The sequence below is a fragment of the Sphingomonas sp. BL-S-30 genome (assembly GCF_055521475.1).
In genome coordinates, this window is the sequence record NZ_CM145481.1 from 1,026,917 (window position 1) to 1,053,480 (window position 26,564).

General features: G+C 65.0%; 28 protein-coding genes. 19 read left to right on the plus strand and 9 right to left on the minus strand.

The genetic code is table 11. From position 1 onward, the window contains the following. The first annotated feature begins 27 nt into the window (after positions 1-27). The 10 genes from ACZ1I5_RS04640 (at position 28) to ACZ1I5_RS04685 (ending at position 10,257) form a co-directional block, all read left to right on the plus strand. Positions 28-639, plus strand: a complete 612-nt coding sequence (locus tag ACZ1I5_RS04640; RefSeq protein ID WP_465172566.1) for an NADH-quinone oxidoreductase subunit J — start codon at positions 28-30, stop codon at positions 637-639. 151 nt (positions 640-790) lie between these two features. Continuing rightward, positions 791-1,096 carry an NADH-quinone oxidoreductase subunit NuoK gene (nuoK, locus tag ACZ1I5_RS04645; RefSeq protein WP_372852487.1) on the plus strand — a complete coding sequence of 102 codons (306 nt, stop codon included), beginning with the start codon at positions 791-793 and terminating at the stop codon, positions 1,094-1,096. Between the two features lie 4 nt (positions 1,097-1,100). Beyond that, entirely contained in the window at positions 1,101-3,176 is a 2,076-nt protein-coding gene (gene nuoL / locus ACZ1I5_RS04650) for an NADH-quinone oxidoreductase subunit L (RefSeq protein WP_465172567.1), read from the plus strand. Further along, positions 3,173-4,705, plus strand: coding sequence for an NADH-quinone oxidoreductase subunit M (locus ACZ1I5_RS04655; RefSeq protein WP_465172568.1), 1,533 nt, complete (start codon positions 3,173-3,175; stop codon positions 4,703-4,705). The genes nuoL and ACZ1I5_RS04655 overlap by 4 nt, the downstream gene beginning before the upstream one ends. Continuing rightward, positions 4,702-6,141: an NADH-quinone oxidoreductase subunit NuoN gene (gene nuoN / locus ACZ1I5_RS04660; protein ID WP_465172569.1), complete on the plus strand. Its 1,440-nt coding sequence runs from the start codon at positions 4,702-4,704 to the stop codon at positions 6,139-6,141. The genes ACZ1I5_RS04655 and nuoN overlap by 4 nt, the downstream gene beginning before the upstream one ends. A gap of 47 nt (positions 6,142-6,188) precedes the next feature. Beyond that, entirely contained in the window at positions 6,189-6,938 is a 750-nt protein-coding gene (locus ACZ1I5_RS04665) for a biotin--[acetyl-CoA-carboxylase] ligase (protein ID WP_465172570.1), read from the plus strand. Between the two features lie 101 nt (positions 6,939-7,039). Next, positions 7,040-7,822 (plus strand): type III pantothenate kinase, encoded by a 783-nt coding sequence (locus ACZ1I5_RS04670; RefSeq protein WP_465172571.1) that lies wholly within the window; start codon positions 7,040-7,042, stop codon positions 7,820-7,822. Positions 7,823-7,951: 129 nt separating this feature from the next. Continuing rightward, the gene (locus ACZ1I5_RS04675) at positions 7,952-9,589 is read left to right on the plus strand and encodes a ribonuclease J (RefSeq protein WP_465172572.1); all 1,638 of its coding nucleotides are present in this window, start codon (positions 7,952-7,954) and stop codon (positions 9,587-9,589) included. Positions 9,590-9,593: 4 nt separating this feature from the next. Next, entirely contained in the window at positions 9,594-9,875 is a 282-nt protein-coding gene (locus ACZ1I5_RS04680; protein ID WP_465172573.1) for a DUF1467 family protein, read from the plus strand. Positions 9,876-9,939: 64 nt separating this feature from the next. Next, positions 9,940-10,257: a GIY-YIG nuclease family protein gene (locus ACZ1I5_RS04685; protein ID WP_465172574.1), complete on the plus strand. Its 318-nt coding sequence runs from the start codon at positions 9,940-9,942 to the stop codon at positions 10,255-10,257. Between the two features lie 68 nt (positions 10,258-10,325). On the opposite strand, the gene bfr is transcribed toward ACZ1I5_RS04685, so the two are convergent. The 5 genes from bfr to ACZ1I5_RS04710 all read right to left on the minus strand — a co-directional run bounded on the left by bfr (position 10,326) and on the right by ACZ1I5_RS04710 (position 16,061). After that, the gene (gene bfr, locus ACZ1I5_RS04690) at positions 10,326-10,811 is read right to left on the minus strand and encodes a bacterioferritin (RefSeq protein ID WP_465172575.1); all 486 of its coding nucleotides are present in this window, start codon (positions 10,809-10,811) and stop codon (positions 10,326-10,328) included. Positions 10,812-10,908: 97 nt separating this feature from the next. After that, complete coding sequence (locus ACZ1I5_RS04695) at positions 10,909-11,079, minus strand: (2Fe-2S)-binding protein (RefSeq protein ID WP_372852469.1); 171 nt, start codon at positions 11,077-11,079, stop codon at positions 10,909-10,911. A 79-nt stretch (positions 11,080-11,158) separates the two neighbouring features. Further along, the gene (locus ACZ1I5_RS04700; RefSeq protein ID WP_465172576.1) at positions 11,159-12,430 is read right to left on the minus strand and encodes a DUF418 domain-containing protein; all 1,272 of its coding nucleotides are present in this window, start codon (positions 12,428-12,430) and stop codon (positions 11,159-11,161) included. Between the two features lie 113 nt (positions 12,431-12,543). After that, entirely contained in the window at positions 12,544-14,760 is a 2,217-nt protein-coding gene (purL, locus tag ACZ1I5_RS04705; protein ID WP_465172577.1) for a phosphoribosylformylglycinamidine synthase subunit PurL, read from the minus strand. A gap of 224 nt (positions 14,761-14,984) precedes the next feature. Next, a complete protein-coding gene (locus tag ACZ1I5_RS04710) occupies positions 14,985-16,061 on the minus strand; it encodes a radical SAM/SPASM domain-containing protein (RefSeq protein ID WP_465173892.1) in 1,077 nt (358 codons plus the stop codon). 133 nt (positions 16,062-16,194) lie between these two features. Here ACZ1I5_RS04710 and ACZ1I5_RS04715 point away from each other — a divergent pair, with 133 nt between their 5' ends. Both ACZ1I5_RS04715 and ACZ1I5_RS04720 read left to right on the plus strand, forming a co-directional pair. Continuing rightward, positions 16,195-16,326, plus strand: a complete 132-nt coding sequence (locus ACZ1I5_RS04715; protein ID WP_465174040.1) for a hypothetical protein — start codon at positions 16,195-16,197, stop codon at positions 16,324-16,326. A gap of 173 nt (positions 16,327-16,499) precedes the next feature. After that, positions 16,500-18,500 (plus strand): GMC family oxidoreductase N-terminal domain-containing protein, encoded by a 2,001-nt coding sequence (locus ACZ1I5_RS04720; RefSeq protein WP_465172578.1) that lies wholly within the window; start codon positions 16,500-16,502, stop codon positions 18,498-18,500. Here ACZ1I5_RS04720 and ACZ1I5_RS04725 read toward each other — a convergent pair. After that, positions 18,487-19,215: a helix-turn-helix domain-containing protein gene (locus ACZ1I5_RS04725; RefSeq protein WP_465172579.1), complete on the minus strand. Its 729-nt coding sequence runs from the start codon at positions 19,213-19,215 to the stop codon at positions 18,487-18,489. The genes ACZ1I5_RS04720 and ACZ1I5_RS04725 overlap by 14 nt on opposite strands. A 95-nt stretch (positions 19,216-19,310) precedes the next feature. Beyond that, positions 19,311-19,607, minus strand: coding sequence for a PqqD family protein (locus ACZ1I5_RS04730; RefSeq protein WP_465172580.1), 297 nt, complete (start codon positions 19,605-19,607; stop codon positions 19,311-19,313). Positions 19,608-19,709: 102 nt separating this feature from the next. Here ACZ1I5_RS04730 and ACZ1I5_RS04735 point away from each other — a divergent pair, with 102 nt between their 5' ends. Both ACZ1I5_RS04735 and ACZ1I5_RS04740 read left to right on the plus strand, forming a co-directional pair. Then, positions 19,710-20,621, plus strand: coding sequence for an HPr kinase/phosphorylase (locus ACZ1I5_RS04735; protein WP_465172581.1), 912 nt, complete (start codon positions 19,710-19,712; stop codon positions 20,619-20,621). Next, positions 20,618-21,457, plus strand: a complete 840-nt coding sequence (locus tag ACZ1I5_RS04740) for a sulfotransferase domain-containing protein (protein WP_465172582.1) — start codon at positions 20,618-20,620, stop codon at positions 21,455-21,457. The genes ACZ1I5_RS04735 and ACZ1I5_RS04740 overlap by 4 nt, the downstream gene beginning before the upstream one ends. Here the strand turns inward: ACZ1I5_RS04740 and ACZ1I5_RS04745 are convergent. Together ACZ1I5_RS04745 and ACZ1I5_RS04750 are read right to left on the minus strand one after the other, a co-directional pair. After that, entirely contained in the window at positions 21,451-23,382 is a 1,932-nt protein-coding gene (locus tag ACZ1I5_RS04745) for an asparagine synthase-related protein (protein WP_465172583.1), read from the minus strand. The genes ACZ1I5_RS04740 and ACZ1I5_RS04745 overlap by 7 nt on opposite strands. 304 nt (positions 23,383-23,686) lie before the next feature. After that, on the minus strand, positions 23,687-23,863 hold the full coding sequence (locus ACZ1I5_RS04750; RefSeq protein ID WP_465172584.1) for a hypothetical protein: 177 nt from the start codon (positions 23,861-23,863) through the stop codon (positions 23,687-23,689). Positions 23,864-24,033: 170 nt separating this feature from the next. On the opposite strand from ACZ1I5_RS04750, the gene ACZ1I5_RS04755 reads away from it, so the two are divergent. Genes ACZ1I5_RS04755 through ACZ1I5_RS04775 form a run of 5 tightly spaced genes read left to right on the plus strand, consistent with a single transcriptional unit; the run spans position 24,034 to position 26,510 of the window. Further along, the gene (locus ACZ1I5_RS04755; protein ID WP_465172585.1) at positions 24,034-24,159 is read left to right on the plus strand and encodes a hypothetical protein; all 126 of its coding nucleotides are present in this window, start codon (positions 24,034-24,036) and stop codon (positions 24,157-24,159) included. Positions 24,160-24,192: 33 nt separating this feature from the next. Continuing rightward, positions 24,193-24,756 carry a phage tail protein gene (locus ACZ1I5_RS04760; protein ID WP_465172586.1) on the plus strand — a complete coding sequence of 188 codons (564 nt, stop codon included), beginning with the start codon at positions 24,193-24,195 and terminating at the stop codon, positions 24,754-24,756. Positions 24,757-24,783: 27 nt separating this feature from the next. Continuing rightward, positions 24,784-25,326: a phage tail protein gene (locus ACZ1I5_RS04765; RefSeq protein ID WP_465172587.1), complete on the plus strand. Its 543-nt coding sequence runs from the start codon at positions 24,784-24,786 to the stop codon at positions 25,324-25,326. Positions 25,327-25,347: 21 nt separating this feature from the next. Then, complete coding sequence (locus tag ACZ1I5_RS04770) at positions 25,348-25,944, plus strand: phage tail protein (protein WP_465172588.1); 597 nt, start codon at positions 25,348-25,350, stop codon at positions 25,942-25,944. Positions 25,945-25,979: 35 nt separating this feature from the next. After that, entirely contained in the window at positions 25,980-26,510 is a 531-nt protein-coding gene (locus ACZ1I5_RS04775) for an N-acetyltransferase family protein (protein ID WP_465172589.1), read from the plus strand. Positions 26,511-26,564 lie beyond the last annotated feature (54 nt).

Consider the following 26,564-nt stretch of genomic DNA (forward strand, 5'->3'; position numbering starts at 1 on the left):
GCCGAATCCGAGGGGCCTCCTGATTCCGTGATACAGACACTCGCCTTCTACCTGTTCGCCGTGATGGTGCTGCTGTCGGCAGCGTTGACCATCACCGCGCGGAACCCGGTCCATGCCGTGCTGTGGCTGATCCTCGCCTTTTTCAACGCGGCGGGGCTGATGGTGCTGCTGGGCGCCGAGTTCATCGCGATGCTGCTGGTCATCGTCTATGTCGGCGCCGTCGCGGTGCTGTTCCTGTTCGTCGTGATGATGCTCAACATCGATTTCGCCGAGCTGCGCAGCGGCTTCGCGCGCTACCTCCCGATCGGGCTGGTGCTGGCGATCGGCCTCGCGGCGGAGATCGTCGTCGCGATCGGCGCCTATAGCGCGGGCGCGATCGAGCTCAGCCGCCGCGCGGCGCCGATCGCTGAGGACGTGCCCAACATCCAGGCGATCGGCAACCTGCTCTACACCCGCTACCTGTTCATCTTCGAAGGCGCCGGCCTCGTCCTGCTCGTCGCGATGATCGGCGCGATCGTGCTGACTCACCGCGAGCGTGGCGGCACCCGCCCGCAGAACATCAACCGCCAGGTGTCGCGCCGGCCGCAGGATGCGACCCGCAACACCCAGCCTGGCGTAGGGCAGGGGATCGAGCTGTGATCGATTTCTTCTTCCTTCGTCACCCCGGACTTGTTCCGGGGTCCATTTCTCCGCTGGGCGCAAAGGTTTCGATAGAATCGATGGTGTCTCGCCAAGCCGCTGAATGGATGCCGGAACAAGTCCGGCATGACGGTTGTGGAGGGCGCGTCGCATGATCGGCCTGACGCATTATCTCGTCGTCGCGGCGATCCTGTTCGCGCTCGGCGTGCTCGGCATCGTCATCAACCGCAAGAACCTCATCGTCATGCTCATGGCGGTCGAACTGATCCTGCTCGCGGTGAACCTGAACCTCGTCGCCTTCTCCGCCTATCTCCACGATCTGGTCGGGCAGGTGTTCGCGATGTTCGTGCTGACGGTCGCCGCCGGCGAGGCCGCGATCGGCCTGGCCATCCTCGTTATCTATTTCCGCGGACGCGGCACGATCTCGGTCGACGACGTCAACCGGATGAAGGGGTAATTCGTTGATCCTCCTCATCGTCTTCCTGCCGCTGCTCGCGGCGATCGTCGCAGGCCTCGGCAACCGGGCACTCGGCAACACCGTCGCCAAGTCGCTCACGACAGGCGCGCTGTTCGTCTCGTGCCTGCTGAGCTGGCCGATCTTCATCTCCTATCTCGGCGGTGCCGAACCCAGCGTCACGCCGGTGTTCGACTTCATCCGCTCGGGGGATCTCGACGTCGCCTGGGCGCTCCGCGTCGATGCGCTGACCGCGGTCATGCTGGTGGTCATCACCAGCGTCTCCGCGCTCGTCCACCTCTATAGCTGGGGCTATATGGCGGAGGATCCGGATCAGCCGCGTTTCTTCGCCTATCTGTCGCTGTTCACCTTCGCCATGCTGATGCTGGTGACCGCGAACAATCTGGTCCAGATGTTCTTCGGCTGGGAAGGCGTCGGTCTCGCCTCCTATCTGCTGATCGGTTTCTGGTTCAAGAAACCCAGCGCCAATGCCGCCGCGATCAAGGCGTTCGTCGTCAACCGCGTCGGCGATCTCGGCTTCATGCTCGGCATCTTCGGCACCTTCCTGGTGTTCGGCACGGTGTCGATTCCCGACATCCTCACCGCTGCGCCCGGCATGGCCGGCTCGAGCATCGGCTTTCTCGGCCAGCGCTGGGATACGATGACGATCCTGTGCCTGTTGCTGTTCGTCGGCGCGATGGGCAAGTCGGCGCAGCTCGGCCTGCACACCTGGTTGCCCGACGCGATGGAAGGCCCGACTCCGGTGTCGGCGCTGATCCACGCCGCGACGATGGTCACCGCCGGCGTGTTCATGGTCTGCCGCCTGTCGCCGATGTTCGAGACGAGCCCGTTCGCGCTTCACGTCGTGATGACGGTCGGCGCCGCGACCTGCTTCTTTGCCGCGACGGTCGGCCTGGTGCAGACCGACATCAAGCGCGTCATTGCCTATTCGACCTGCTCGCAGCTCGGCTACATGTTCTTCGCGGCGGGCTGCGGCGCCTATGGCGCGGCAATGTTCCACCTGTTCACGCACGCTTTCTTCAAGGCGCTGCTGTTCCTTGGCGCCGGCTCGGTGATCCATGCGATGCACCATGAGCAGGACATGCGCTATTATGGCGGCCTCAGGAAACATATCCCGATCACCTTCTGGGGCATGATGGCGGGCACGCTCGCCATCACGGGCGTCGGCATCCCCGCGGTGTTCGGCAATCCGCTCGCGATCGGTTTTGCCGGCTTCCATTCGAAGGACGCGATCATCGAAGCGGCCTGGGCCGCTGGCCAGGGCGGCGCCTCGATCGTCGGCATGATCGTCGCGCTGCTGACCAGCTTCTATTCCTGGCGCCTGATGTTCCTGACCTTCTGGGGCAAACCGCGCTGGGCGCAGTCGGAGCATATCCAGCACGCGGTGCACGACGCGCATGGCCATGGCCATCACGACGATGCGCCTGCCGACGAGACGTCCGCGCACGGCGCGCATCACGACGATCATGGCCATGCGCATGATCATGGTGACGGCACCGGCGGCTATCATCCGCATGAGAGCCCGCTGCCGATCCTGATCCCGCTGATCCTGCTGTCGATCGGCGCGGTCGCCGCCGGCTTCGTCTTCCACGGCTATTTCATCGAACCAGCGGCGGGCGAGGAATATTGGAAGGGCAGCATCGCCTTCAGCGAACATCTGATGCATGCGATGCACGAGGTGCCGCTGGGCGTGAAGCTGTCGGCGTCGGTCGCGATGCTGCTCGGGCTGCTGGGCGCGTGGCTCGCCTATATCCGCAACCCGGATTTCCCGGCGAAGCTCGCGGGGCAGTTCAGCCTGCTCTACGATTTCCTGCTCAACAAATGGTATTTCGACGAGCTGTACAACATCCTGTTCGTCCGCCCCGCCTTCGCCCTTGGCCGCCTCTTCTGGCACCGCGGCGACGAGAAGACGATCGACCGCTTCGGGCCCAACGGCTCGGCCTGGGTCGTCGCGCTCGGCTCCCGGGTCGCCGGCAGGGTCCAGACCGGATATGTCTATACCTATGCCTTCGTCATGCTGATCGGCCTGACCGCCGCTATTACCTGGGCGATCACACGATGAGCGGTTTCCCCATCCTGTCGCTGATGCTCGCGATCCCGGCGATCGCCGCTGTCGCGTGCCTGTTCGTCAGTGCGACCAACGCGCGCTGGATCGCGCTGATCGCGACTCTGGTCGATCTGCTGCTCGGCATCGGTCTGTGGGCGCAGTTCGATATCGGCGGGCCGCAATGGCAATTCGTCGAGGCGCACGAGAATCTGTTCGGTCCGATCGGATGGAAGCTCGGTATCGACGGCTTCGCGCTGATGCTGATCATGCTCAGCGTGTTCCTGATGCCGATCTGCATCGGCGCCAGCTGGGTCGCGATCGAGAAACGCGTCCAGGAATATATGTGCGCATTCCTCGTCACCGAGCTGCTGATGATCGGCACCTTCGCGGCGCAGGACCTGTTCCTGTTCTATATCTTCTTCGAAGCCGGCCTGATCCCGATGTACCTGATCATCGGCATCTGGGGCGGCGCGAACCGCATCTACGCGTCGTACAAATTCTTCCTCTACACCTTGCTCGGCTCGGTGCTGATGTTCATCGCGATGCTGTGGATGGCGCAATATGCCGGCACCGCCGACATCCCGACCCTGCTCAACACCGATTTCCCGGCGCTTGCGCAGACCTGGCTATGGCTCGCCTTCTTCGCCTCCTTCGCGGTGAAGATGCCGATGTGGCCGGTCCATACCTGGCTGCCCGACGCGCACGTCCAGGCGCCGACCGCCGGCTCGGTCATCCTGGCGGGCGTGCTGCTGAAGCTCGGCGGCTACGGCTTCCTGCGCTTCTCGCTGCCGATGTTCCCGGAGGCGTCGGCCGAGTTCGTCTGGCTGATCTTCGGCCTGTCGGCGGTCGCGGTGATCTACACCTCGCTGGTCGCGCTGGTTCAGTCCGACATGAAGAAGCTGATCGCCTATAGTTCGGTCGCGCACATGGCGATCGTGACGATCGGCCTGTTCGCCTTCAACCGCCAGGGCATCGAAGGCGCTATGGTCGTCATGCTCAGCCACGGCCTCGTCTCGGGCGCGCTGTTCCTCTGCGTCGGCGTGATCTACGATCGGCTGCACACCCGCGAGATCGACCGGTATGGCGGCCTTGCGATCAACATGCCGCGTTACGCGCTGTTCTTCATGCTGTTCACCATGGCCTCGGTCGGCCTGCCGGGCACCAGCGGCTTCGTCGGCGAGTTCCTCTCGCTGGCCGGCACCTACAAGGTTTCGACCACCATCACGCTGCTGTGCACCACCGGCATCATCCTCGGTGCCGCGTACATGCTCTATCTCTACCGCCGCGTCGTGTTCGGCGATCTGACCAAGGATGACGTTCGCGCGATGCCCGATCTCAGCTTGCGCGAAATCGCGCTGCTCGCCCCCATCGCGGCGGTGGTGCTGTGGATGGGCGTCTATCCGGAAAGCTTCCTCGCCCCGATGCGCGGTGACGTCGCCACGCTCGAGGCGCGCATCGCCCGCGCCGCGCCCGCCGGTGACTCGCTGCCGACTGCAGGGAAACCTGCCGCCCCCGCCGCGCACCATGGGGAGGCACATCAATGAACGCCTCCCTGCTCATGACCTTGCCGGAACTGGTGCTGACCGCCGGCGCGCTGATCCTGATGCTCGCCGCCGCCTGGGGCGGACAGGCCTCGACCAAGGCCATTTCCTGGACGTCGGTCGCGGTGCTGTTCGGCGCCGGGATCGCGCTGATGGGCCCGGCCTCGTCGGGGGGTGAGGCGTTCGACGGCCTGTACCGCGCCGATGCCTTTGCCGCGTTCGCCAAGGTGCTGATCTATATCGCGGCCGGCGTCGCGATCCTGGTCGCCCCGCGCTTCTTCCAGCAGACCTCGGGCGACGATCTGCGTCCCGAATATCCGGTCCTGATCCTGCTCTCCGCCATCGGCATGGGCATGATGGTGTCGGCCGGCGACCTGCTGACGCTCTATGTCGGTCTCGAGCTGCAGAGCCTTGCCGCCTATGTGCTGGCGAGCTTCATGCGCCGCGATGCGCGCTCGGCCGAAGCGGGCCTCAAATATTTCGTGCTCGGCGCCTTGGCGAGCGGCATCCTGCTCTACGGCATCAGCCTGGTCTATGGCTTCAGCGGCACGACGCTTTTCTCGCTGATCGCCGATGCGTACGGCGCGGGCCATTCGCTCGGCCTGACCTTCGGCCTGGTATTCGTCTTTGCCGGCCTCGCCTTCAAGATCAGCGCGGTGCCGTTCCACATGTGGACGCCCGACGTGTACGAAGGCGCGCCGACCCCGGTGACGACCTTCTTCGCCTCCGCGCCGAAAGTCGCGGCGATGGCGCTGGCGGTTCGTGTCGCGGTCGAGGCGATGGGCCCGGCGACCGATCAGTGGCGCCAGATCGTCATCTTCGCCTCGCTCGCCTCGATCATCTTCGGTGCGGTCGCGGCGATCGGCCAGAGCAACATCAAGCGCCTGCTGGCGTACAGCTCGATCAACAATGTCGGCTTCGCTTTGGTCGGCCTCGCCTGCGGCACCGCCGAGGGCGTGTCGGCGGTGCTGATCTACCTGACCATCTATATCGCCATGACGCTCGGCAGCTTCCTCGTCGTGCTCCAGATGCGCGACCAGAGCGGCCAGCCGGTCGAGACGATCGCCAGCCTGTCCGGCATGTCCAAGACTCAGCCCGGCCTCGCGCTGGCGCTCGGCCTGTTCATGTTCAGCCTGGCCGGCATCCCGCCGCTGCTCGGCTTCTATGCGAAGTTCGTGGTGTTCCAGGCGGCCGTGCAGGCGGGGCTCTTCCCCTTCGCGGTGGTCGGCATCGCGGCCTCGGTGATCGGCGCCTATTATTATCTGCGCGTCGTGAAGACGATGTATTTCGATGATGCCGCGACGGCCTTCGCGCCGATCGACAGCAAGGTCGAGGGCGGGTTGATCGCGGTTGCCGCGACCTTCATCTCGCCGATCGGCTATCTCGCCATCCCGTGCCTCGGCGCCTGGGCCGCTGCCGCTGCCAGGGCGTTGTTCTGACGCATAGCATCCGTACCGTCGCGGAGACGGGGTCGACCAACGCCGACATGCTGATGCTCGCCGGCAGCGGGGCCGTCGAGGGGCTCTGGCTTCGCGCCGAGCGCCAGACCGGCGGCCGAGGGCGGCAGGGCAGGGCCTGGTCCTCGCCCGAAGGCAATCTCTACGCAAGCACGCTGGTCCGCCTGCGCCCGCACGATTCACAGGCGTCCACGCTGGCCCTGGTGGCCGCCGTGGCGCTGGAGGAGGTCGTTCGCGCCTACCTTCCTTCCCTGTTCCCCCGCGAAGGCGGGGGGGCAGAGTCGCAGAGCGCGTCGCTTGTGGCTCTGGACCCCCGCCTTCGCGGGGGAACGGCGGGGGGCGATGGGCTGGCGATCAAATGGCCCAACGATCTGCTGCTCGATGGGGCGAAGCTCTCCGGTATCCTGCTCGAACGCGCTGATGCTGCTGTGGTGATCGGCATGGGCATCAACCTCGCGCACCACCCGACCGATCTCGAACGCGCCGCCACCAGCCTCGCGGCGCACGGCGCGGCGCCCGATCCGGCCGACTTCCTCGAAACCCTCGCCGCCGCCTTCGAACGCTGGCTCGGCATCTGGCGCGTCGAGGGGCTCGCCCCGATCCGCGCCCGCTGGCTGGAACGGGGATATCAGCCCGGCACCGCGCTTACCGCACGCCTGCCCGACGGCAGCGCGATCGACGGCCTGTTTCAGGGCCTGAACGCGGAGGGCGCGCTCATCCTGCGCTTGGCGGACGGATCGAGCCGTGTCATTCACGCCGCCGACGTCTTCCTGATCTGATATGACTCCGTTCGTTTCGAGCGAAGTCGAGAAACAGGGCTTGGCGCCAGGCAAATGTGTCTCGACTTCGCTCGACACGAACGGAAGGGATTGAGGTTCGCATGCTGCTCGCGATCGATGCCGGCAATACCAATGTGGTCTTCGCACTTGTCGATAGCGGCACGATCAAGGCGCGCTGGCGCATCGCGACCGACCCGCGCCGCACCGCCGACGAATATGCCGTCTGGCTCAGCCAGTTGCTCACGCTCGAAGGCTATGACCGAAGCGCCGTCACCGGCGTCATCATCGCCACCGTCGTCCCGCGCGCGCTGCACAATCTCCAGACGCTGGCGCGCAAATATTTCGGCGGCGAGCCGCTGATCGCCGGTCAGCCTCCGGTCGAATGGGGCATGCAGCTCGACGTCGAGGAACCGCACGCCGTCGGCGCCGACCGCGCGGTCAACATGATCGCGGCGCATGCGCTGCATGCCGGCGACCTGATCACGATCGATTTCGGCACCGCGACCACCTTCGACTTTTCGGACTTTCGCGGCGCGTACAAGGGCGGCATCATCGCGCCCGGCATCAACCTGTCGCTCGACGCCCTTGTCACCGCCGCCGCCAAGCTGCCGCGCATCGCGATCGAGGCGCCGGCCAACACCAGCGTCATCGGCCGCGACACGGTCAGCCAGATGCATATCGGCATCTATTGGGGCTATATCGCGATGATCGAGGGGCTGGTCTCGCGCATCAAGGCGGAGGTCGGGCGGCCGGTAAAGGTCATCGCGACCGGCGGTCTCGCCACGCTTTTCGAGAAGCAGACCGACGTTTTCGACGTGATCGAACCCGACCTCACCATTCAGGGGCTGGCGATGTTGTGGGATCGCGCCCATATAAGGGTCTGATGTGCGATCCCGGCAAGGGGTCCCGTGGCGTTACCGCCATCTCCATCGCGATATTATTCAGCGCTGACCGCGCATCCAGTACGTCCCCGCACTCGCGTGGACTCCACGACAAGAAAGAACAAAAACTAAGTGACTCCCAATAACGAACTCCTCTTCCTGGCCCTTGGTGGGTCGGGGGAGATCGGCATGAACGTCAATCTCTATGGCTGCCGCGGCAAGTGGCTGATGGTCGATTGCGGCATCACCTTTGCCGACCCCCAATATCCCGGGATCGACGTGATCCTGCCCGATCTCGCCTTTATCGAGGAACAGATCGACAATCTCGTCGGCATCGTGCTCACCCATGGTCATGAGGACCATATCGGTGCGCTGCCTTACCTCGCCGAGGATCTGGGCGTGCCGCTCTACGCGACGCCCTTCACCGCCGGCCTGATCCACGGCAAGCTCGAGGAAGAGGGTAACGCCGATCGCGTACGCCTCAACATCGTGAAGCCCGGCCAGCGCGTCGATATCGGCCCGTTCGGCGTGAACTTCGTGCCGATGTCGCACTCGATCCCCGAAGCCAACGCGCTGCTGATCGACACGCCGTACGGCCGCATCTTCCACACCGGCGACTGGAAACTCGATACTGCCCCCGTGCTCGGCCAGCCGGCCACGCCGGAGCAGCTCGAGGTGATCGGCGACGAGGGCGTGCTCGCGCTCGTCTGCGATTCGACCAACGTCTTCAATCCCGAGCCTTCGGGCTCCGAGGCCGAGGTCCGCGTCGGCCTGGCCGACGTGATCGCCAAGGCCAAGGGCCGCGTGCTCGTCACCACCTTCGCCTCCAACGCCGCACGGCTGCACACGCTTGGCCAGGTCGCACGCGAGACGGGGCGCAAGCTCTGCGTCGCCGGCCGCTCGCTCGACCGCATCCTGAAGGTCGCGCGCGCGACCGGCTATCTCAAGGACTTCCCGGAAACGGTCGATCCCGATGCCGCGATGCGCCTGCCGCGCAACAAGGTGTTGATCGTCGCGACCGGCGGGCAGGGCGAGGAACGCGCCGCGCTGGCGCGGGTCGCCTCGGGCACGCACCCGATCAGCCTCGATGCCGGCGACACCGTCGTCTTCTCGTCGAAGCAGATTCCGGGCAACGAAGTCGCCATCGGCCGTATCCAGAACCAGCTCGCCACCAAGGGTATCGAGATGATCACGGAGCGCCAGGCGCATGTCCATGTCTCGGGCCATCCCGGCCGGCCCGAGCTGGCCGCGATGTATCGCTGGATCCGCCCCGAGATCCTGATGCCGGTGCACGGCGAGATGCGCCATCTGATGGAGCAGGCGCGTTTCGGTCTGTCCGAGGGTATTCCGCGCGCGCTGGTGCAGACCAATGGCGATATCGTCCGGCTCGCGCCCGGCGTGCCCGAGAAGCTCGGCCATGCCCATGTCGGCCGGCTGGTGCTCGACGGCGACGTGATCCTGCCGGGTGACGGCGCGACGATCAACGAACGCCGCAAGCTGGGCCTGTTCGGCCAGATGTCGGTCGCGGTGGCGATCGATCGCGGCGGCAAGATGATCGGCCAGCCCCAGGTCCGGCTTCAGGGCATCCCGGTCGAGGAGGATCGTGATCCCTTCCTCGACGAAGCGATCGACGCGGTCATCGAGGCGACCCGCAAGGGCGGCCGCGACCGCGACCGGCTGCGCGAGGATATTCGCCTGTCGGCCCGCCGCGTCGCGACGCGGTGGACCGGCAAGAAGCCCATTGTCGACGTCTTGCTGATCGAGGCCTGATCCGATGCGCTGGCCGTCGATGCTCGCGATCTACTTCCTGTTCTGGGCCTTGTCGGTCTTCCTCGTCCTGCCCTTCGGGGTCAGGACGGCGGACGAGGCAGGAACCGAGCGCGTGCCCGGCCAGGCCGAAAGCGCGCCCCATGAATTCCGCGTGGGCCGCACGGCGCTGCGGGTGACGATCGTCGCGACCATCCTGTTCGGCATCTTCCTGCTGAACTACTCCTATGGCTGGGTGACCCCCCAGACGCTTGATTTCTACGGCCTGTCGAACGAGGCGGCGCGGTAAAAAGGCTGAGGTCTCAATCCTCCGTCATGCCGGACTTGTTCCGGCATCCATGTTTCGGCGATAGATGTCGCTCGTGAGAGAACGGCAGCCCTGCGTCTATATCTTGGCCAGCGGCTTTTACGGTTGCGTCTATACGGGCGAAACCTCGAACCTGGTCGGCCGCATCCAGCAGCATCGCGACGGCATGTTCGATGGGTTCACCAAACGCTATAATATCAAGCGCCTCGTCTGGTTCGAGGTCGGCGACACGATGGACGGCGCAATCGCGCGCGAGAAAACGATCAAGAAATGGCCGCGCGACTGGCGGATCAACCTGATCGAGCGCGACAATCCGGCATGGAACGACCTTGCGGTGGGGTTCGGGCTGGATCCGCTACCATAACGCTTGTTGCCCGATGGACCCCGGAACAAGTCCGGGGTGACGGTTATTTCACGTCAGGCGTTTCCGCCTCACCCATCCTCATCCGCGGATTTGCTCTGCAGCTGCACATAATTGGCGATGCCCATGCGCTCGATCATCTCGAACTGGCGCTCCAGCGTATCGACATGCTCTTCCTCGCTGTCGAGGATGCGGCGGAACAGGTCGCGGCTGACATAGTCGCGGACCTTCTCGGAATGCTCGATCGCGTCGCGCAGCAGCGGCAGGGCCTCCATCTCCAGCGCGAGATCGGCCTTCAGCACTTCCTCGACCGTCTCGCCGATGCGCAGGCGCCCGAGCAGCTGGAAATTGGGCAGGCCGTCGAGGAACAGGATGCGCTCCGACAGCATGTCGGCATGCTTCATCTCGTCGATCGATTCGTGCTTCTCGAACTCGGCCAGCTTGCGCACGCCCCAGTGATCGAACAGCCGGTAATGCAGCCAATATTGGTTGATCGCGGTCAGCTCGTTCTTGAGCGCCTCGTTCAGATAGTCGATGACCTTGGGGTCGCCCTTCATGTCGTGTCTCCGTAATGCCTGCGTAACCTAACGCAGAACACGGACTCCGAACAGGCGAAAAATGGCGGAAATCTGCGGTTTTCTGTGCCTGCGAACGCTACGCAGCCGCACGTTCCTCGTCGATAATGGCTCTCGCGAACGGTACGCACTGGCCGCATTTCGGCTGGCGGCCGAGCGTCCGATAGGCCTGGCAGGCACTTTTTGCGCCGCCGCGCGCTGCCTCGCGCACATCCTGCTCACGAATCGCATTACAGATACAAACGACCATGGGTGCTCCCTCGCCTGACCCTGATCTAGGGCTAATGCGAACCAGTCGCAAGCGCTTTTGCGCATCAGTCGCAGAAGACTTAATTGTCCCCGGCCGCCCCGCGCATGGGCTGGAACCGCATCCGCGCCAGCGATCGCCACAGCCATTCGAGCGGACCGAATCGGAAACGGGCGAGCCAGGGCTTCGACCAGAGCAGCATCAGCACCCACACCGCGATCACCACCGGATAGAGCTGCGCGCGTGACAGATATCCGTACCAACCGAGCCCATAGCCGTAGAACAAGGTGGTGCAGACGATGCTGGTGCCGAGATAATTGGAAAAGGCCATGCGCCCCGCCGCGCCGATCCGCGTGACGATGGCGCCGCCGCGCTGCGCCAGCAGCACGATCAGGCAGGCCCAGCCGATGATCATCAGCGGCCGGACCAGCGTGGGCAATGCCAGCGCGCCGAGCACCAGCGGGAATAGCGCGAAATCGTGCGAGGCCACGTACCAGGCAAGCGCCATATAGGCTGGCACACCAGTCCCGAAGCCGATCGCGATCCAGCGCAGATACCGCCTTCGGTCCCACGCCCCGGTCAGCATCCCCGCTTTGAAGCACGCCATGCCCAGCAGCATATACGCCAATGTCTCCGCCCCGACAAAGGCGACGGTCTGCAAAGTCGTCGTCAGCGCCTTGTCCAGCCGGTGCGCCATCAGCGCCGGATAGGGCCCGCGATGCAGCGCCAGGTCCTTGGCCAGCGCCTCGGGTGTCGGTACGCCAAATCCGCGCTGGAACTCCTGATATTGGCGCACGGCCTCGGCGCTCGGTTTGGGCGCCTGCATCGCGATCTCGCTCGCGCGCACGCTCACCGTCACGGAGGAAATCAGCGCGAACTCGACCAGCAGCAGGAGGATCGCGATCGACACCAGCTTGTACGGCGCGGCCTTGCGGAACAGATACGCGATGCAGCCGATCAGCGCATAATGGTGGAGGATGTCGCCCCACCAGAGCAGGATCAGATGCGCCTCGCCGAACAGGAACAGCCAGAACATCCGCGAGAAATGCACCCTGGCCGGGCTCTCGCCCTTCGCTGTCGCCAGGTCGATCACCAGCAGGGTCGAGGCGCCGAACAGGAAGGAGAACAGGCCGCGCATCTTGCCGTCGACCAGCACGAAGTTGAACGCCCACACGGCCAGATCGGCGCCCCTATGCCCGCCAAAGGCCGCCGGGTTCATATAGGCGACCTCGGGCATCGCGAACGCCACGATGTTCATGATCAGGATGCCCATCACCGCGACCCCGCGGATCACGTCGAGCGTCGCAATCCTGCGCGGTCCGGCGAACGCGGCTGCCTCTTCCGTCGTCGTCATGCAGTCCCCCGGTTTGCACATGTGCGGTGAGGGAAGCTACCGGCCGCAACGGCCAAGGTCCATGCCGAGCTGACGCATTTTCGGACCGATCCGGGCCGGTCTCCGCCAAGGGCTCAGACGATCGTATCGCCCATCAGGGTCGGGAAGAAACCCTCATGCGCCGCGCGCAGATCGGCCAGGGTCACGACATGGTCGTCGTCGGGCAACTCGAAGATCAGCCGGCCGGCAATGGTCCGCCCGATCCGCTCGACCTCGATCCCCGCGGCACCGGCGCCCGCCAGCGTGTCGAGCAGCGCATGGTCGGCGACCGTCACGACATACAGCCCCTGGTCTTCGCCGAACAACGAGCAGGCGACGCCACAGGGCAGGGGGGCATGCAGCATCGCGCCGATGCCGCTCGCCAGCGCCATCTCCGCGATCGCCACCGCGACGCCGCCGTCGGACACGTCGTGCACCGCGGTGAACGCGCCCGAGGCGATATGCGCCCGCACGAACTCGCCGTTCCGACGCTCGGCGGCGAGATCGACCGGCGGCGGCGGGCCTTCCTCGCGGCCATGCACGTCGCGCAGCCACAAGGACTGGCCCAGATGCCCGCGCCGCGTGCCGACCAGCAGGATCACGTCGCCCGTGCCCTTGAACGCGATCGTCGCCGATTTCGACCAGTCGTCGAGCAAGCCAACGCCGCCGATCGCCGGGGTCGGCAGGATCGCGCTCCCGGTGCCGTCGTCATTCTTGGTCTCGTTGTACAGCGACACATTGCCGCTCACGATCGGGAAATCGAGCGCAGCGCAGGCCTCGGCCATGCCCTCGATGCAGCCGACGAACTGGCCCATGATCTCGGGCCGCTGCGGGTTGCCGAAATTCATGCAGTCGGTCGTGGCGAGCGGCTTCGCGCCGACCGCCGAGAGGTTGCGATACGCCTCGGCGATCGCCTGCTTCCCGCCCTCATAGGGATCGGCATAGCAATAGCGCGGGGTACAATCGGTCGTGATCGCCAGCCCCTTCTGCGTTCCGTGCACGCGCACCACTGCCGCATCGCCGCCCGGGCGTTGCACCGTGTCGGCGCCGACCATGTGGTCATACTGCTCCCAGATCCAGCGCCGGCTGGCGATATCGGGCGAGCCCATCAGTTTGAGCAGGTCGGCCGCGATATCGCTCGTGTCGGGCACGTTGGTCAGCGGTGCCGGCGGCGGGGTCTTCACCCAGGGCCGGTCATAAGCCGGCGCTTCGTCGGCGAGCGGCCCGAGCGGAATGTCGGCGACGGTCTCGCCCTGCCATTTCAGCACCATCCGCCCGGTGTCGGTGACATGGCCGATGACCGCGAAATCCAGCTCCCATTTGTGGAAGATCGCCTCGGCGAACGCTTCACGGCCGGGCTTGAGCACCATCAGCATGCGCTCCTGGCTCTCGCTCAGCATCATCTCGTACGGCGTCATGCCGGTCTCACGCTGCGGCACCGCGTCCATCACCAGCTCGATGCCGACGCCGCCCTTGGACGCCATTTCGACTGAGGAGGAGGTAAGCCCCGCCGCGCCCATGTCCTGGATCGCGACGATCGCATCCGACGCCATCAGCTCCAGGCACGCCTCGATCAGCAGCTTCTCGGTGAACGGGTCGCCGACCTGCACCGTCGGGCGCTTCTCCTCCGAATCCTCGGAGAAATCAGCCGAGGCCATGGTCGCGCCGTGAATGCCGTCGCGCCCGGTCTTGGAGCCGACATAGACGATCGGATTGCCCACGCCGGAGGCGGCCGAATAGAAGATCTTGTCCTGCTCGGCGACGCCCACCGTCATCGCATTGACCAGGATGTTGCCGTCATAGGCGCGGTGGAAATTCACTTCGCCGCCCACCGTCGGCACGCCCACGCAATTGCCATAGCCACCGATGCCATGGACGACGCCGGCGATCAGGTGCCGCATCTTGGGATGATCGGGCCGCCCGAAGCGCAGCGCGTTGAGATTCGCCACCGGCCGCGCGCCCATGGTGAACACGTCGCGCAATATGCCGCCGACGCCGGTCGCCGCGCCCTGATAAGGCTCGATGTACGATGGGTGGTTGTGGCTCTCCATCTTGAAGATCGCCGCTTGCCCGTCGCCGATATCGATCACGCCCGCATTCTCGCCCGGGCCGCAGATCACCTGCGGGCCGGTGGTCGGCAGCTTCTTCAGATGGATGCGGCTGGATTTGTACGAGCAATGCTCGGACCACATCACCGAGAAGATGCCAAGCTCGGTCAGGTTCGGCTCGCGCCCCATGGCGTGCAGCACGCGCTCATATTCTTCCACGGAAAGCCCATGCTGGGCGACGATCTCGGGGGTGATCTGGCTCATGCCCGCGGGCTTTAGCGGGGGAGGGCGGCAGGGGCTAGGGGCGTCGATAGGAGCAACAGCTATCGAAACGGCAAAATTGCGTGGTGTCACGGGAGAGCCGGGTTACGGCTTAACTTACGGGGCAAAGCCCGACGGCTCGCTGGGGCTGCTATCTATGAGGGAGATGAGGTGGCTCGATGCGTCTTCCACGAATCATCAGCCTTGAGGTTCGTAGCTGGGCTGCCCTACGCGTCGGCAGAGCCAGAGAAGAACTCAAGCCCGGCTCCTTCGGCGATTGACCGGGCCTCATTGACGGCGTCGACAAACTGTTGCTGGGTCACAGGGTCGCTAAACAGACTTTCACTTCGATAAAAGTCAAAATAGCTGCGCCACTGCTCTCCCGTTGGCTTATTTAGGTGAGTAACAAACATCATGCCAAAACCCAATTCCACCGCTAATCGTGCGGCGGCTACAAGCTGATCAATATTGGACTTGCAGGCCACGAAATACCAGCCCAGACGAGGCATGTTAACCCCGAGTCTGGCTTTCTCTTCATTAATGGCTTGGATGCCCAGCATCGTCTTTTCTATCGTTCCACCTTTGTGTAAATACGCGTAGGTATCCGGCTCGGTTGCATCAATTGAAAGCATGATCTTGTCAACGCCGAGGTCGACAAGTTCAGCAGCGCGCTCCGGAGTAATTAGCTGCCCGGTGGTATTGAACATAAAGCGACATCCGTTCGCCTTGATTTCGCGAACCATTTCGATGAACCGTTTGTGTAGCATGCATTCGCCATTCTCATGGCCGATAACCTCAAGTGCGGTTCTAAATAGGGGTTTGACCTTGTCGAAAACGGAGTCGGGCATATGGCCGAGGCCGTATTGCATATCGGAATGATAAACAAAGCATTTCTGGCAACGAATATGACACTTTGAGCTCATATCCATAACAATGACTATGGGGCCCGTGTTGGGATTAACGACGCCGCCAGACCACGAATCATAAACGTCATAATAATTCGCAACTTTATCAAAACCAAAATCTCCGCCAATATTACGCCCAAAGCTATTCAAATGATCTATTGTGCGTGTCGGCGAAGAAAAGCATGAGCGGCAGGCGGCATTTAATCGGCTGCCCTGTGCCACCGAATCCCTTACGCTCTGAAAGGAGGCGCCGTTCCACAAACTCCGTATGTCGGAGATGGAATCGAGCGAGCCCATATTCTGAGGCCCACGAATGCAAGGCCTGGTTACTTGACCATCCCATTGGACGTATAGAGTGGTCCAAGGCTGACTGCAGAACGGTAATTTCTCAGTTTCCATGGCTGGAGCATGCCAAAATCTTGATACGCCAGCAAGCAGTACGCGACGCGTGATCGCGAATATGGACAGCTTACGCAGTCCGTCGGCATGTCGATGCCATGACGCTGCCGCGAGGTTTTTCGAGCCCGAGAATGTGTCCGCCGAGGTCCGCAATGGGCGCGCCGGCGTGAATTCCGACGATTTCAGTGCGCTGACGTCGACCACCCCGGTATTCGCGCCAGAGGTCACCGATCGTCGGCAGGCGACGATCTCGGGGGCGATTTAGTCCATGCTCGTGGGCTTCAGCGGGACGTGCGCGCAGCGACAGGGCGCAGTCGTCACAGCACCGCTTCTCCGGCCGAAGCGGAAAACCATTCGGTCGCACTTCCGACGCATCCCCCTCGCCGCTGCAATATCGCTCCGCTAGCGTCACGACCGGGACCAAGGGGGCAATCGGCGATGCGCGAACCGTTCAATCCGCTGCAGGCGGTCATCCTCAAGGCGTTGACCGAGGCGCTGTTCCACGGCGTCGACATGAAGATCCCGCCCGAACGCGTCGTCGCCAATCTCCAGCATCAGTTCGGCATGGTCGAAGGGGGCAAGCCGCGCGAGATCGGCTTCACCCTTTATCTGATCTGCCTGTTGATGGGCGGCCCCTTCTTCCTGTTGATGGGTCCGGCCTGGCGCAAGCGGCGCGTGGCGAAGCGGCTCCAGCGCAGCCGCAACAACCTCATGCAGGATCTCGCCCGCATCCGGGGCATCATCTATGCCGGCTATTACGGCCACTGGATCGGCGCGGCAGAGGCCGACAATGACGCCAATCCGGTCTTCCAGGCGATCGGCTTCGAGCTTCCCCACCAGCGCAAGCGCGGGCTGGGCGAGGTGGCGATCACGCCCTTTCCCGGCCGCGACCTCGGCCATGACGACGTGCTCGATCCCGCCGAGGCGCCGGCCTCGGCCGAGATCATCGTCATCGGCTCGGGCGCCGGCGGTGCCGTTTCCGCCGCCAATCTCGCCCGTCACCACGATGTACTGGTGATCGAGGCCGGCCCGCATTTCCCCTCGGGCGCGCTCACCCATGAGGAACGCCGTATGACCGCGCGGCTGTTCGTCGACGGCGGCGTCCAGACCAGCCGCGACCATGACATCGTCGTCTTCCAGGGCCACTGCGTCGGTGGCTCGACCGTCATCAACAACGGCATTGCGCTTCGCGTGAAGCAGGACGGCCTCACGCACCCGCATGCGAACGACGTGTTCGCCACCTGGGCCGCGCTCGGCGCGCCGGTCGACGTCGCGCGGTTCGAGGAATCCTATCGCGCGGTCGAGACCCGGCTCGGCATCGAACCGATCGATCCGAAGGCCGGCCGCAACAACGGCACGCATCTGCTGAACGGCTGGGCCACGCACGCCGCCGCCAGCACCGATCCGATGGACACCGCTGCCCCCGCGCTCTGGTTCAGCAAGAATTATGGTCCGCGCAGCCTCAAGGCGGACTGCGCCTATTGCGGCTATTGCAACACCGGCTGCCCTTACGGGCGCAAGCAGGGCATGGCCCAGTCCTTCCTGATCGACGCGCGCCGCTCGGGCGCCCGCATCCTGCCCGAGACCCGGGTCGAGAAGATCGTCTGGGGCGATCCCGATCTCGCCGGGCGCCGCGTCGCGACCGGCGTGGAGGTCCTGCTCCCCGACGGCAGCCGCCGCACCATCGCGGCGACCAAGGGCGTGGTCGTCGCCGCCGGCACGATGGCGTCGAGCCGGATCCTCGACAAGAGCGGCATCGAAGGCACGGGGGAGGGCATCTCGCTCAACATCGCCTGCCCGGTGGTGGCGCTGATGCCGGGTCAGGTCCGCGCCTGGGACGAGGACCAGATGGCGACCTATGTCGATCGCGGCGACTTCCTGCTCGAATCGCATTTCCAGCCGCCGATGAGCATGTCGACCCTGATGCCCGGCTGGTTCGGCCGCCATGCGAAACGGATGCTCAACTACAACAAGCTCGCCTCGGCGGGCATCCTCTTCCCCGCCGACCGCCAGGGCCGGCTGATCGGCGGCTCGCTCCACTTCAAGCTCCGCGCCGATGTCGAGCTACCCCTGCTCCGCCGCGCGCTCGGCACGCTCGCCAAGGTGCATTTCGCCGCCGGCGCGACCGAGGTCTATCCAGCCCTCGCCCGCGGCCAGACCCTGCACCGGGGCGAGGACGTGGATGCGTTCTTCGACCGACATATCGGCGAGGCGGACGACGTCACCCTGTCCAGCTCGCATCCCCAGGGCGGCAACGCGCGCAACGCCGATCCGGAAAAGGGCGTGATCGACCTGGAGTGCCGCGTCCACGGCACGGCGAATGTGCTGGTCACTGACGCCAGCACCTTTTCGAGCTGCATCCGCGTGAACGCCCAGCTCACCACCATGGCGATGGCGCATTATGCGACGGCGACTGACCCCTTCGTCAGCGCGTCCTGAACAGCAGCTGGAAGGGCTGGGCGGGCGTGCCCGCCACGGACCTGAAGTTCATATAGGGCGCCCGGTTGAACCAGATTTCGTACTTCCGGCCCGGCAAGGTCGTGCAACGGAGCGTGAAGGTCCGCCGGTCCGCTGAAACCTGAGGGCGCGGCTCGCATGTCGGATAGGTCTCCTCCGACATCTGAACGAAGGAATAGCTCCCGTCGCGCATCGCCTGGTCGAACGTGACCGAGAGCGTGAGCGACCCGGACGGGATCGTGCTATCCCGCGCCGGATAGGTCGCGACGACCCTGGGTGCAGCGGCGGGGACCGGGCCTTCGTTCTTCTGGTCGGGTGCCGAGACCCAGAACATGATCGAGGACAGAGTCAGGAATATCATCAGTAGTGCTCCACCTGCATAGAGGAGCAGGCGGTTGCCGCCTGCGGTCCGCATCGCGTCCCGACGGCGAACAGCCATGGCGGCGATCCCGTCGCCAACCCCGATATCCTTGTCCCCAAGGAATTTGGGGACTTCCGCATCGGTCGCGCACAACAGGCGCGCCGCCTCGCGGCTGCTCGACACCCCGAGCTTGCGCCGTGCCTCCCGCAGGCGTTCGTTCACCGTGTGCACTGAAAGCCCGAGGGCATTGGCGGCCGATTTGGCGTCGTGGCCAGCGAACAGGAGCCGCAACGCCTCTCGTTCGCGCTCCGAAAGGCTGGCGATACGGTCGGTCAAGAACGGCTCCCGCATTGTCGGTCACGACCGACTTTGCAGGCGTCGCGGGGCGCTATCAAGACGGCAACGCCCACAGAGCAACTGCGGTCCTGGCTTCAGTCCAGCAACCTCTCCGCCTCGAGAAAGTCGAGAAACGCCAGCGTGTCGGGCTCCACCGTATCGACCGGTACGCCATAGGCCTCAGCGAGCGCCTGGCAGAGATCGCCGACGCGGGTCGGGGTTTCCAGCCGATGCCAGATATCGCGGCTGGTCGCGGTCAGGGCGTAATATTGATCATTGTCGGCGCCCATCAGCACGGTTTCCGCGCCGAGCTGCGCATCGAGGATCCCGTCCTTGCGCACGACCACCCTGTCCATTGCCATCATCGTGTCGAACCCTTTCGGACCTGCCATCGGCACAGTATAGGAATCGTCCGGCATTCATGGTCGGATAAAATGTCCCACCGTCGATATTTCTCCCGCTTTTCCGCGCGGGGGCGAAAGCTGCCGGAGCGCATGAACGATTACGGTCTTTTCGGCTGGCGCGTGCGAAGCGCCCTGCCGCTTCCCGATCTGCTGCCGTGGCGGGGCAATGCCCGCGACCCGGACCTTGCCGTGGAGATCGGCGCGGTGCCGCCGCTCGATCCGGAACAGCCGGTTTTCAGCCCCGCCGTGCAGATCCTGCCGGCCGGCGTGCGCGTGACGATTCCGGCGGTGGCGGATTATTGGGTCGAGGCCGGGCGGCGGGTGATCATCCAGCCGGTACTGCCGCTGGAGGCGCCCGATATCCGCGTGTTCCTGCTCGGGTCGGTGCTCGCCATCCTCTGCTTTCAGCGCGGGCTGGTGCCGCTTCACGCCAGCGCGGTCGATATCCATGGCCACGTCCTGCTGCTGTCGGGGAATTCCGGCGCGGGGAAATCGACGCTCGCCGCCGCCTTCGCCCAGCGGGGCTATCGGTTGCTCGGCGACGATCTCTGCGCGCTTGACCTGGACGGGCCGGACGGGCCGAAAATCCGTCCCGCTTTTCCGCGCCTGAAGCTGTGGCGGGATTCGGCCGATCATCTCGCCATCGCCACCCTGGGCCTGGAACGCAGCCGGGAGGAGCTGGAGAAATACCATATCCCCCTTGGCGAAACCGGCTTCCAGCCCGATCCGCTATCGCCCGTCTGCACCCTGTTCCTGCGCGCCAACCACGCGTCCGGGCCACCGCGCCTCCGGCGGTTGAGCGGGCTGGAGGCCTTGCGACGCTATGATCTCGTGCACCGCTGGAAGCTGGGGCTCGGGCTCGGCCAGCAGGCGCTGATGTTCAGGGGCATGGCCCGGCTGGTGGAAGCGGCCCCGGTGGTCGAGGCGACGCGCAGCGACGATCTCGCCGATCTTCCGCGCCTGGTCGACTCGATCCTGGCCTCGCTGACCTCGCCGCCATGACGGGCATCTACTGGCTCGCTTCCTACCCGAAATCGGGCAACACCTGGCTGCGGCTGCTGCTGCAATCCTGCCTGGCGGGGGGCGAGGCGGTCGACATCAATGCGATCGCGCTGGCCGGCCGGCGGGGCAAGGATCGCGCGCAGTTCGACGAGGATATCGGCATCGCGTCGGCGGATTTGACCGAGGACGAGATTCTGGCCTGGCGCCTTGCCGCGCTGCGCGCCTGGGCGCGGGCCGAGACGCCGCCGGTCTTTTTCAAGACTCATGAAATGCGGAGGCCGGTTGCGGGGATCGCCAGCCTGTTCCCCGCCGACCTGACATCGGGCGCGATCTATCTGGTGCGCGATCCGCGCGACGTGGCGCTGTCGCTGGCGCGGCATCTGGACGTGAGCGTCGATGCCGCCATCGCGGTGATGGGCACGCCCGGCCAGCGGATGGAGCGGTCGCGCCATCGCCTGCGACCGCAGCTGTTCGATCATTGGGGCAGCTGGAGCGAGAATGTCGAGGATTGGTGCGCGCCGCGGCCCTTCCCGGCGCATATCGTTCGGTACGAAGCATTGCGCGCCGATCCGGAGAGCGCTTTGGCCGGGATCCTCGCCGCTCTGGCCCTGCCGCTCGATCCCCGGGCCGCGCGGCTGGCGATCGCGGCCACCACGCTCGACACGCTGCGCGCACAGGAGGCGGAAAAAGGCTTCACTGAATGGGAAGGGCGGGCGTTTTTCGGCGAAGGCCGGGTGCAGGGCTGGCGCGACCGGCTGACACCGCACCAGGTCGCGCGGATCGAGGCCGATCACGGACCGGTCATGCGTCGCCTCGGCTATCTCCCGGCCTATTGATTGCTGCCCTCGGCCCAGCGGATGAAGCGGCCGGTCTGGATCGCGCGCGGTATCAGATGCTCATAGTCGAAGCGCCGGGCCGCCGCCGCGGCGGCATCGGCGGGCCACGTGTCGATCAACTGCTTCAGCCGCGGCAGATCCAGCATCTCGGCGGCGAGCGGCACATGGCTCAACCGGTCGATCTCGTCGGCGAAACGCGCGCGCTGGACGGACAGGCGGGCGAACCATTCCGGGTTCTGCTGGCCATGGCGCCGTTCGGCGATCAGGGCGGGCGGCAGCCGGTCGGCCAGCGCGCGCCGGGCGAGGCTGCGCGGTTCCCCGCCCAGGAGATATTGGTCGCGCGGGATCGCCAGGCAGAAATCGACGAGATCGGGGTCGGCCAGGGGGTCGCGCAACTCGAAACCGTAAAAGGCTCTCAGCGTGCCGAGCGTCTCGAGAATGCGGATCCGCTGCGTCTGCAGGAAATGGGCCGCCAGTTTCCGGCTGTCGGGACTGATCTGATAATGCGCGTCCACCTTCGAGGCGCGCAGCATGGCCTCCAGATCGACCTCCGCCGCGAAGGTGGCGCGAATCGCGGCATAGCGCACCCAGGGGCGCTCGTCGGGATGTAGCCGGCGCCACAGCCCGTCGCGCACGGCAGAGGGCAGGGAGGGCGCGAGGACATATGCCTTGATCATGGTCAACAATGATTGCTGCCGGAACCGGGCCGCGCCGGGCAGGAGCTGGAAGAGCTTGTCCAGCCGCCCGGCCCGCGCATAGTCGCCCAGCCCGCGCAGGCCATCGAAGCTCAGCGTCATATTGCCCATCGCACCGGTCAGCAGCGCGACATGCCCGTCGTTTCGGGCGGCGCGATAGGCCGCGTCGAACCAGCCGATGTGATTGGCGATGAACTGCATGCGCCCCCCGGCGACGAACAGGGCGGTCGGGTCCTTCTCGAACGACGCTGGCTCGGTCGAATGGCAGAAACGGGCGTCGAGATTCGGGTAGCGCGCAGCGAGCGCCTCGACATGCGGCCGCTCGCGATCATAACGGCCCTGGGTGCTTTCGAGCGCATGTCCCGGCGGCGGCTCGGCGGTATAGGTCTGGAGCGTCGCCGGCGCGATCAGGCGCGCTGCCGTGGCTGCGACCGCCGCGCTGTCGAGCCCGCCGGAGGCGAGCACGCCCGGCGTCCTCGCGCCGCGCAGCTGGCGCCGCACTGCCTGGTCCAGGCGCTCGCGTGCCGCCTCGACATAAGCCTGCGGTGTCGGCAAGGTCAGGCGGCGGCTGGGGTCGGGGCGCCAAAAGGCCCGTTCCCGCACGCCTCGGGCATCGGCCGCCAGATGCGTTCCCGGCGGCAGCAACCGGATCTGCCGGTAGAGCGTATCCGCTGGATCGGCGACGTGAGCGGTGAAGTGAAGCGCCAGCTGCAACGGATCGAGCTGCCGGGGAAGGCTCGGGAACTGGTGGAGCGCGCTCAAGGTCGTGGCGAACCAGAAGCCTTTCCGCCGCGCATGCCAATAGACGACCCGGATCGCCATCGGCGCGACCACCAGGTGCATCTGCCGCCGGTTCGGATCCCATAGCGCGAAGGCATAGTCGCCCTTCAGCCGGTGCAGTTCGTCGAAACCATATCGCTCGATCCACGCCGCGGCGATCCGGGAATCGGGCGATCGCGGCGGCAGGCCAAGGGCCGCGCTCATCCCGGAAGGGTCGAACAGATAGCCATTGAACAGGATGACGCGCCCCGCCGGGTCCTCGATCGGCTGGCGTTCTCCGCGATCTTCCTCGGTCACGATCCGCTGAGCGAGCGCCAGCGCTGCATGCTCGTCAAACCAGGCGCGCGGCGGCCCGACACCGGCCGCGAGGAATCCCGCGCCCGCCCGCGCTCGATCGTCCGGTGAGCCTTCTTCCCGCTCGAAGGCGAGATAGCCGCGGAATTCCGTCATGCGGGCAGTGTCGATGGCGCGCGGGTCATGGTCGGCCCTGCAAAGTCATGGTGGGCGCCGCCGAGCAGGCCTCCCGCCAATCGCGAGGCCGATGATCGGGAGAGCATCGTCGTACCAGAAATGCGCCATCTCCGAAAGATGTCGCGCGTCTCGACTGGCTGTATTGAAAGATCATCTTGACGTAAAGGATGAAGTAAAATCCCAATACGACGGATCTTCGGCTCTCCATCGAAAGTCCCGGCAAGACGTGCCGAAGACGTCGTGGCCTGGAGAGTGATCCAGGTGCCGGCTTATCTCTGGCTGCTCAGGATGTCGTCCAGGTGCCGTTACCGTCGTCGTTGGGAGGAAACGCCCCACCTTCGGTGAACTCCACAACCGAAAAGACCGTCACGCACTGGAGCGGGGTGACCCAAAGGGCCGGCGGGGCATCGGCCGCGCGCTGGCCCACAAGAGCGTCGGTATTGCGCTGTTCGGTCATCATCACTCCCGTCATATCAATTAGTTGCCGTAACGGACCGCCGGGGATTTACGAAGCTCGTCGCGCTGCGGCAAGCTTGTTTTTCTCCCTATGTCTCATCGGACTTACCGCAGCTTCCGGTTCATCTCAAGAACCTGCCCCACCCGTAATGGGGCGGGCAATAGTCGCATTTGATGATGGCAGCCGTTATCAAATCTGTTCTGTTCGCAGTGATTAAAAACGGACTTCCTGAACAAATTGCACCATTTCTTGTTGTAAAAGATGTGGAGCGCCAAGGTTGTGAAGTTACGTGCGGTTGAAATCGCCAGAGGATAATCGGTGGGAGGGAGTGGATGTCTGAAAATTTTGTTGGTGAATTGCGGCTGTTCGCGTTCGGAAAAACGCCCGTAGGGTGGCTACCGTGCGAGGGCCAGATCCTGACCATAACGCAGTATCAGGCGCTCTTTGCGCTCATTCACAACACTTATGGCGGGGACGGCAAGGTCAATTTCGCGCTGCCCGATTTGCGGGGCCGCGTCGCCGTCGCCCAGGGCCAATCGAACGCCGGTCCGACCAATTATCAGCTCGGGAAGACCGGGGGCGCGGAAGGCGTGACGCTGACGGCGACTCAAACCCCGCCGCATGTCCATGTCGTCGTTGCGTCGCAGTCCACGACGACGACGGCGAGCGGCCCCGCCAACAACTATATCGGGGAGGCGCTCGCCAGCAATACGGGAATTCAGCCCTTCAATCTCTATGCGCCGGCGCCCGGGAATCCCAACGACCCCAGCTGGCTGCCGCTGCACCCTTCGACCTTTTCTTCGGTGGGCGGCGGCGGGGCGCATGAAAATCGGCAGCCGATTCTCGCGGTGCAGATCTGCATCGCCACGCGCGGCCTCTGGCCGGCGCGCAATTGAAGTGCTCCCCATCAAGCGGAGGAATATATGTCGGATTATTTCCTGGGCGAAATTCGCCTTCTGGCGTTCGATCAATTTGCGCCGGTCAATTTTCTGCCCTGCGACGGTCGCCTGCTCGGCATTTCGCAGTATCAGGCATTGTTTTCGCTCCTTGGCACGGCCTATGGCGGCGACGGAGTCTCGACCTTCGGTATCCCCGATCTGCGCGGCCGCAGCCCGGTCCACAAGGGCCAGACCACGGGCGGCGGTACCAATTATGCGCTCGGGCAGTCCGCCGGGGCGGAGCTGGTGACGCTGACCCTGGCGACGGTGCCGCCGCATACGCACACGATATCGGCCCTGAGCAGCTCTGCGACCGCCATGATACCCGCGTCGAGCAACGCGCCGGCCAATGTCGGATCGGATTTCTATTATTGTAACGAATCCCAGGCCGGCACGACGGTGACTCTCGCCCCGGGGAGCGTGATCACGAACGGCGGGAGCAACCAGCCGCACCTCAATGTGCAGCCAAGTCTCGTGCTGTCCTATGTGATGGCCGTGAACGGCACCTATCCCGACTTCAACACGTGATCCTGACCACGGGAGATTTTTATGGCTGATGCTTTCATTGGCGAAATTCGCATGTTTCCTTTCGGCTATGCCCCGATCGGGTGGATTGTCTGCAGCGGTCAGCAGGTCAACCTGCCGCAGAACCAGGCGCTGTTCAGTTTGCTCGGGTCGAGGTTCGGCGGGGACAACAAGAACTACTTCAACGTGCCCAATCTGAACGGCCGCATCCCGCTGAGCTTCGGAACCGCGAAGACGGGCACGCCCTATACCTTTGCCGGGGCATTGGGGCAGGAGACCGTGACGCTGGTCTTCAACGAGGCGCCGGCCCATACCCATGTCGTCACCGCCAAGGTGTCGAGCGCGGGGATAGCGGGCATGACGGGCGTCGCGCAGACGACCGGTACGCCGCCGTCGTTGGTCGGGACGTCGTTCCTGAGCCGGCCGCTGACGGCTGCGGGCCAGACCATCAAAGCCTATGATATTCCACCGGCGACCAACGATACGGCGTTTGGGGTGAAGGTTTCGGTGGGCTATGGCAATGCGCAGGGGGGCACGGATCCGCACCCGAACATCCAGCCCTATCTCGTCATGGCCTATTATATCTGCAACGACGGGACCTACCCGCCGCGCCCCGATTGATCGGGGCCGGACGGGTGGGGCCGAGTGGCCCGTGGTTGGCGCTGTCGGCCGAGTGGCAGGCGCGCGGGATCGGCCTCAGGCTGCGGCAGCCGGAGGATCTGGCGTTCCTGCGCGACCTCTACCGCAGCACCCGGGCCGAGGAAGTGGCGGCTGCCGGGCTCGATCCGCTGTCCGCCGCGCTTTTCCTGAGTAGCCAGTTCGATCTCCAGTGCCGCCATTTCGACGCGCACCATATGCTCGGCGGGCAGCGTCTCGTCGTGCTCGCCGGGGATCGGCCCATCGGCCGCATCGACCTCTGGCGGACCGAGGCGGCGGGGCGCCCCGATCTGCGCCTGGTCGATATCAGCGTCCTGCCCGAATGGCGCGGCCAGGGTCTCGGCGCCGGGCTTCTCGCCGCGGTGCAGCGTGCCGCGGCGGAGGGCGGGCGCAGCGTCAGCCTGCACGTCGACAAGATGAGCCGCGCCATCCACCTCTATCGCCGCATCGGCTTTCGCAAGACGGCGGACACCGGCGCTTCGTGGCGCATGGAATGGCGGGCGGGCGGCGCCCCCAGGGCGCGAGGCTGAGCGATCCACGCTTGCCTGGTCGAGCGGAATCCCGCCCTGGCTGAAACTCCTGGC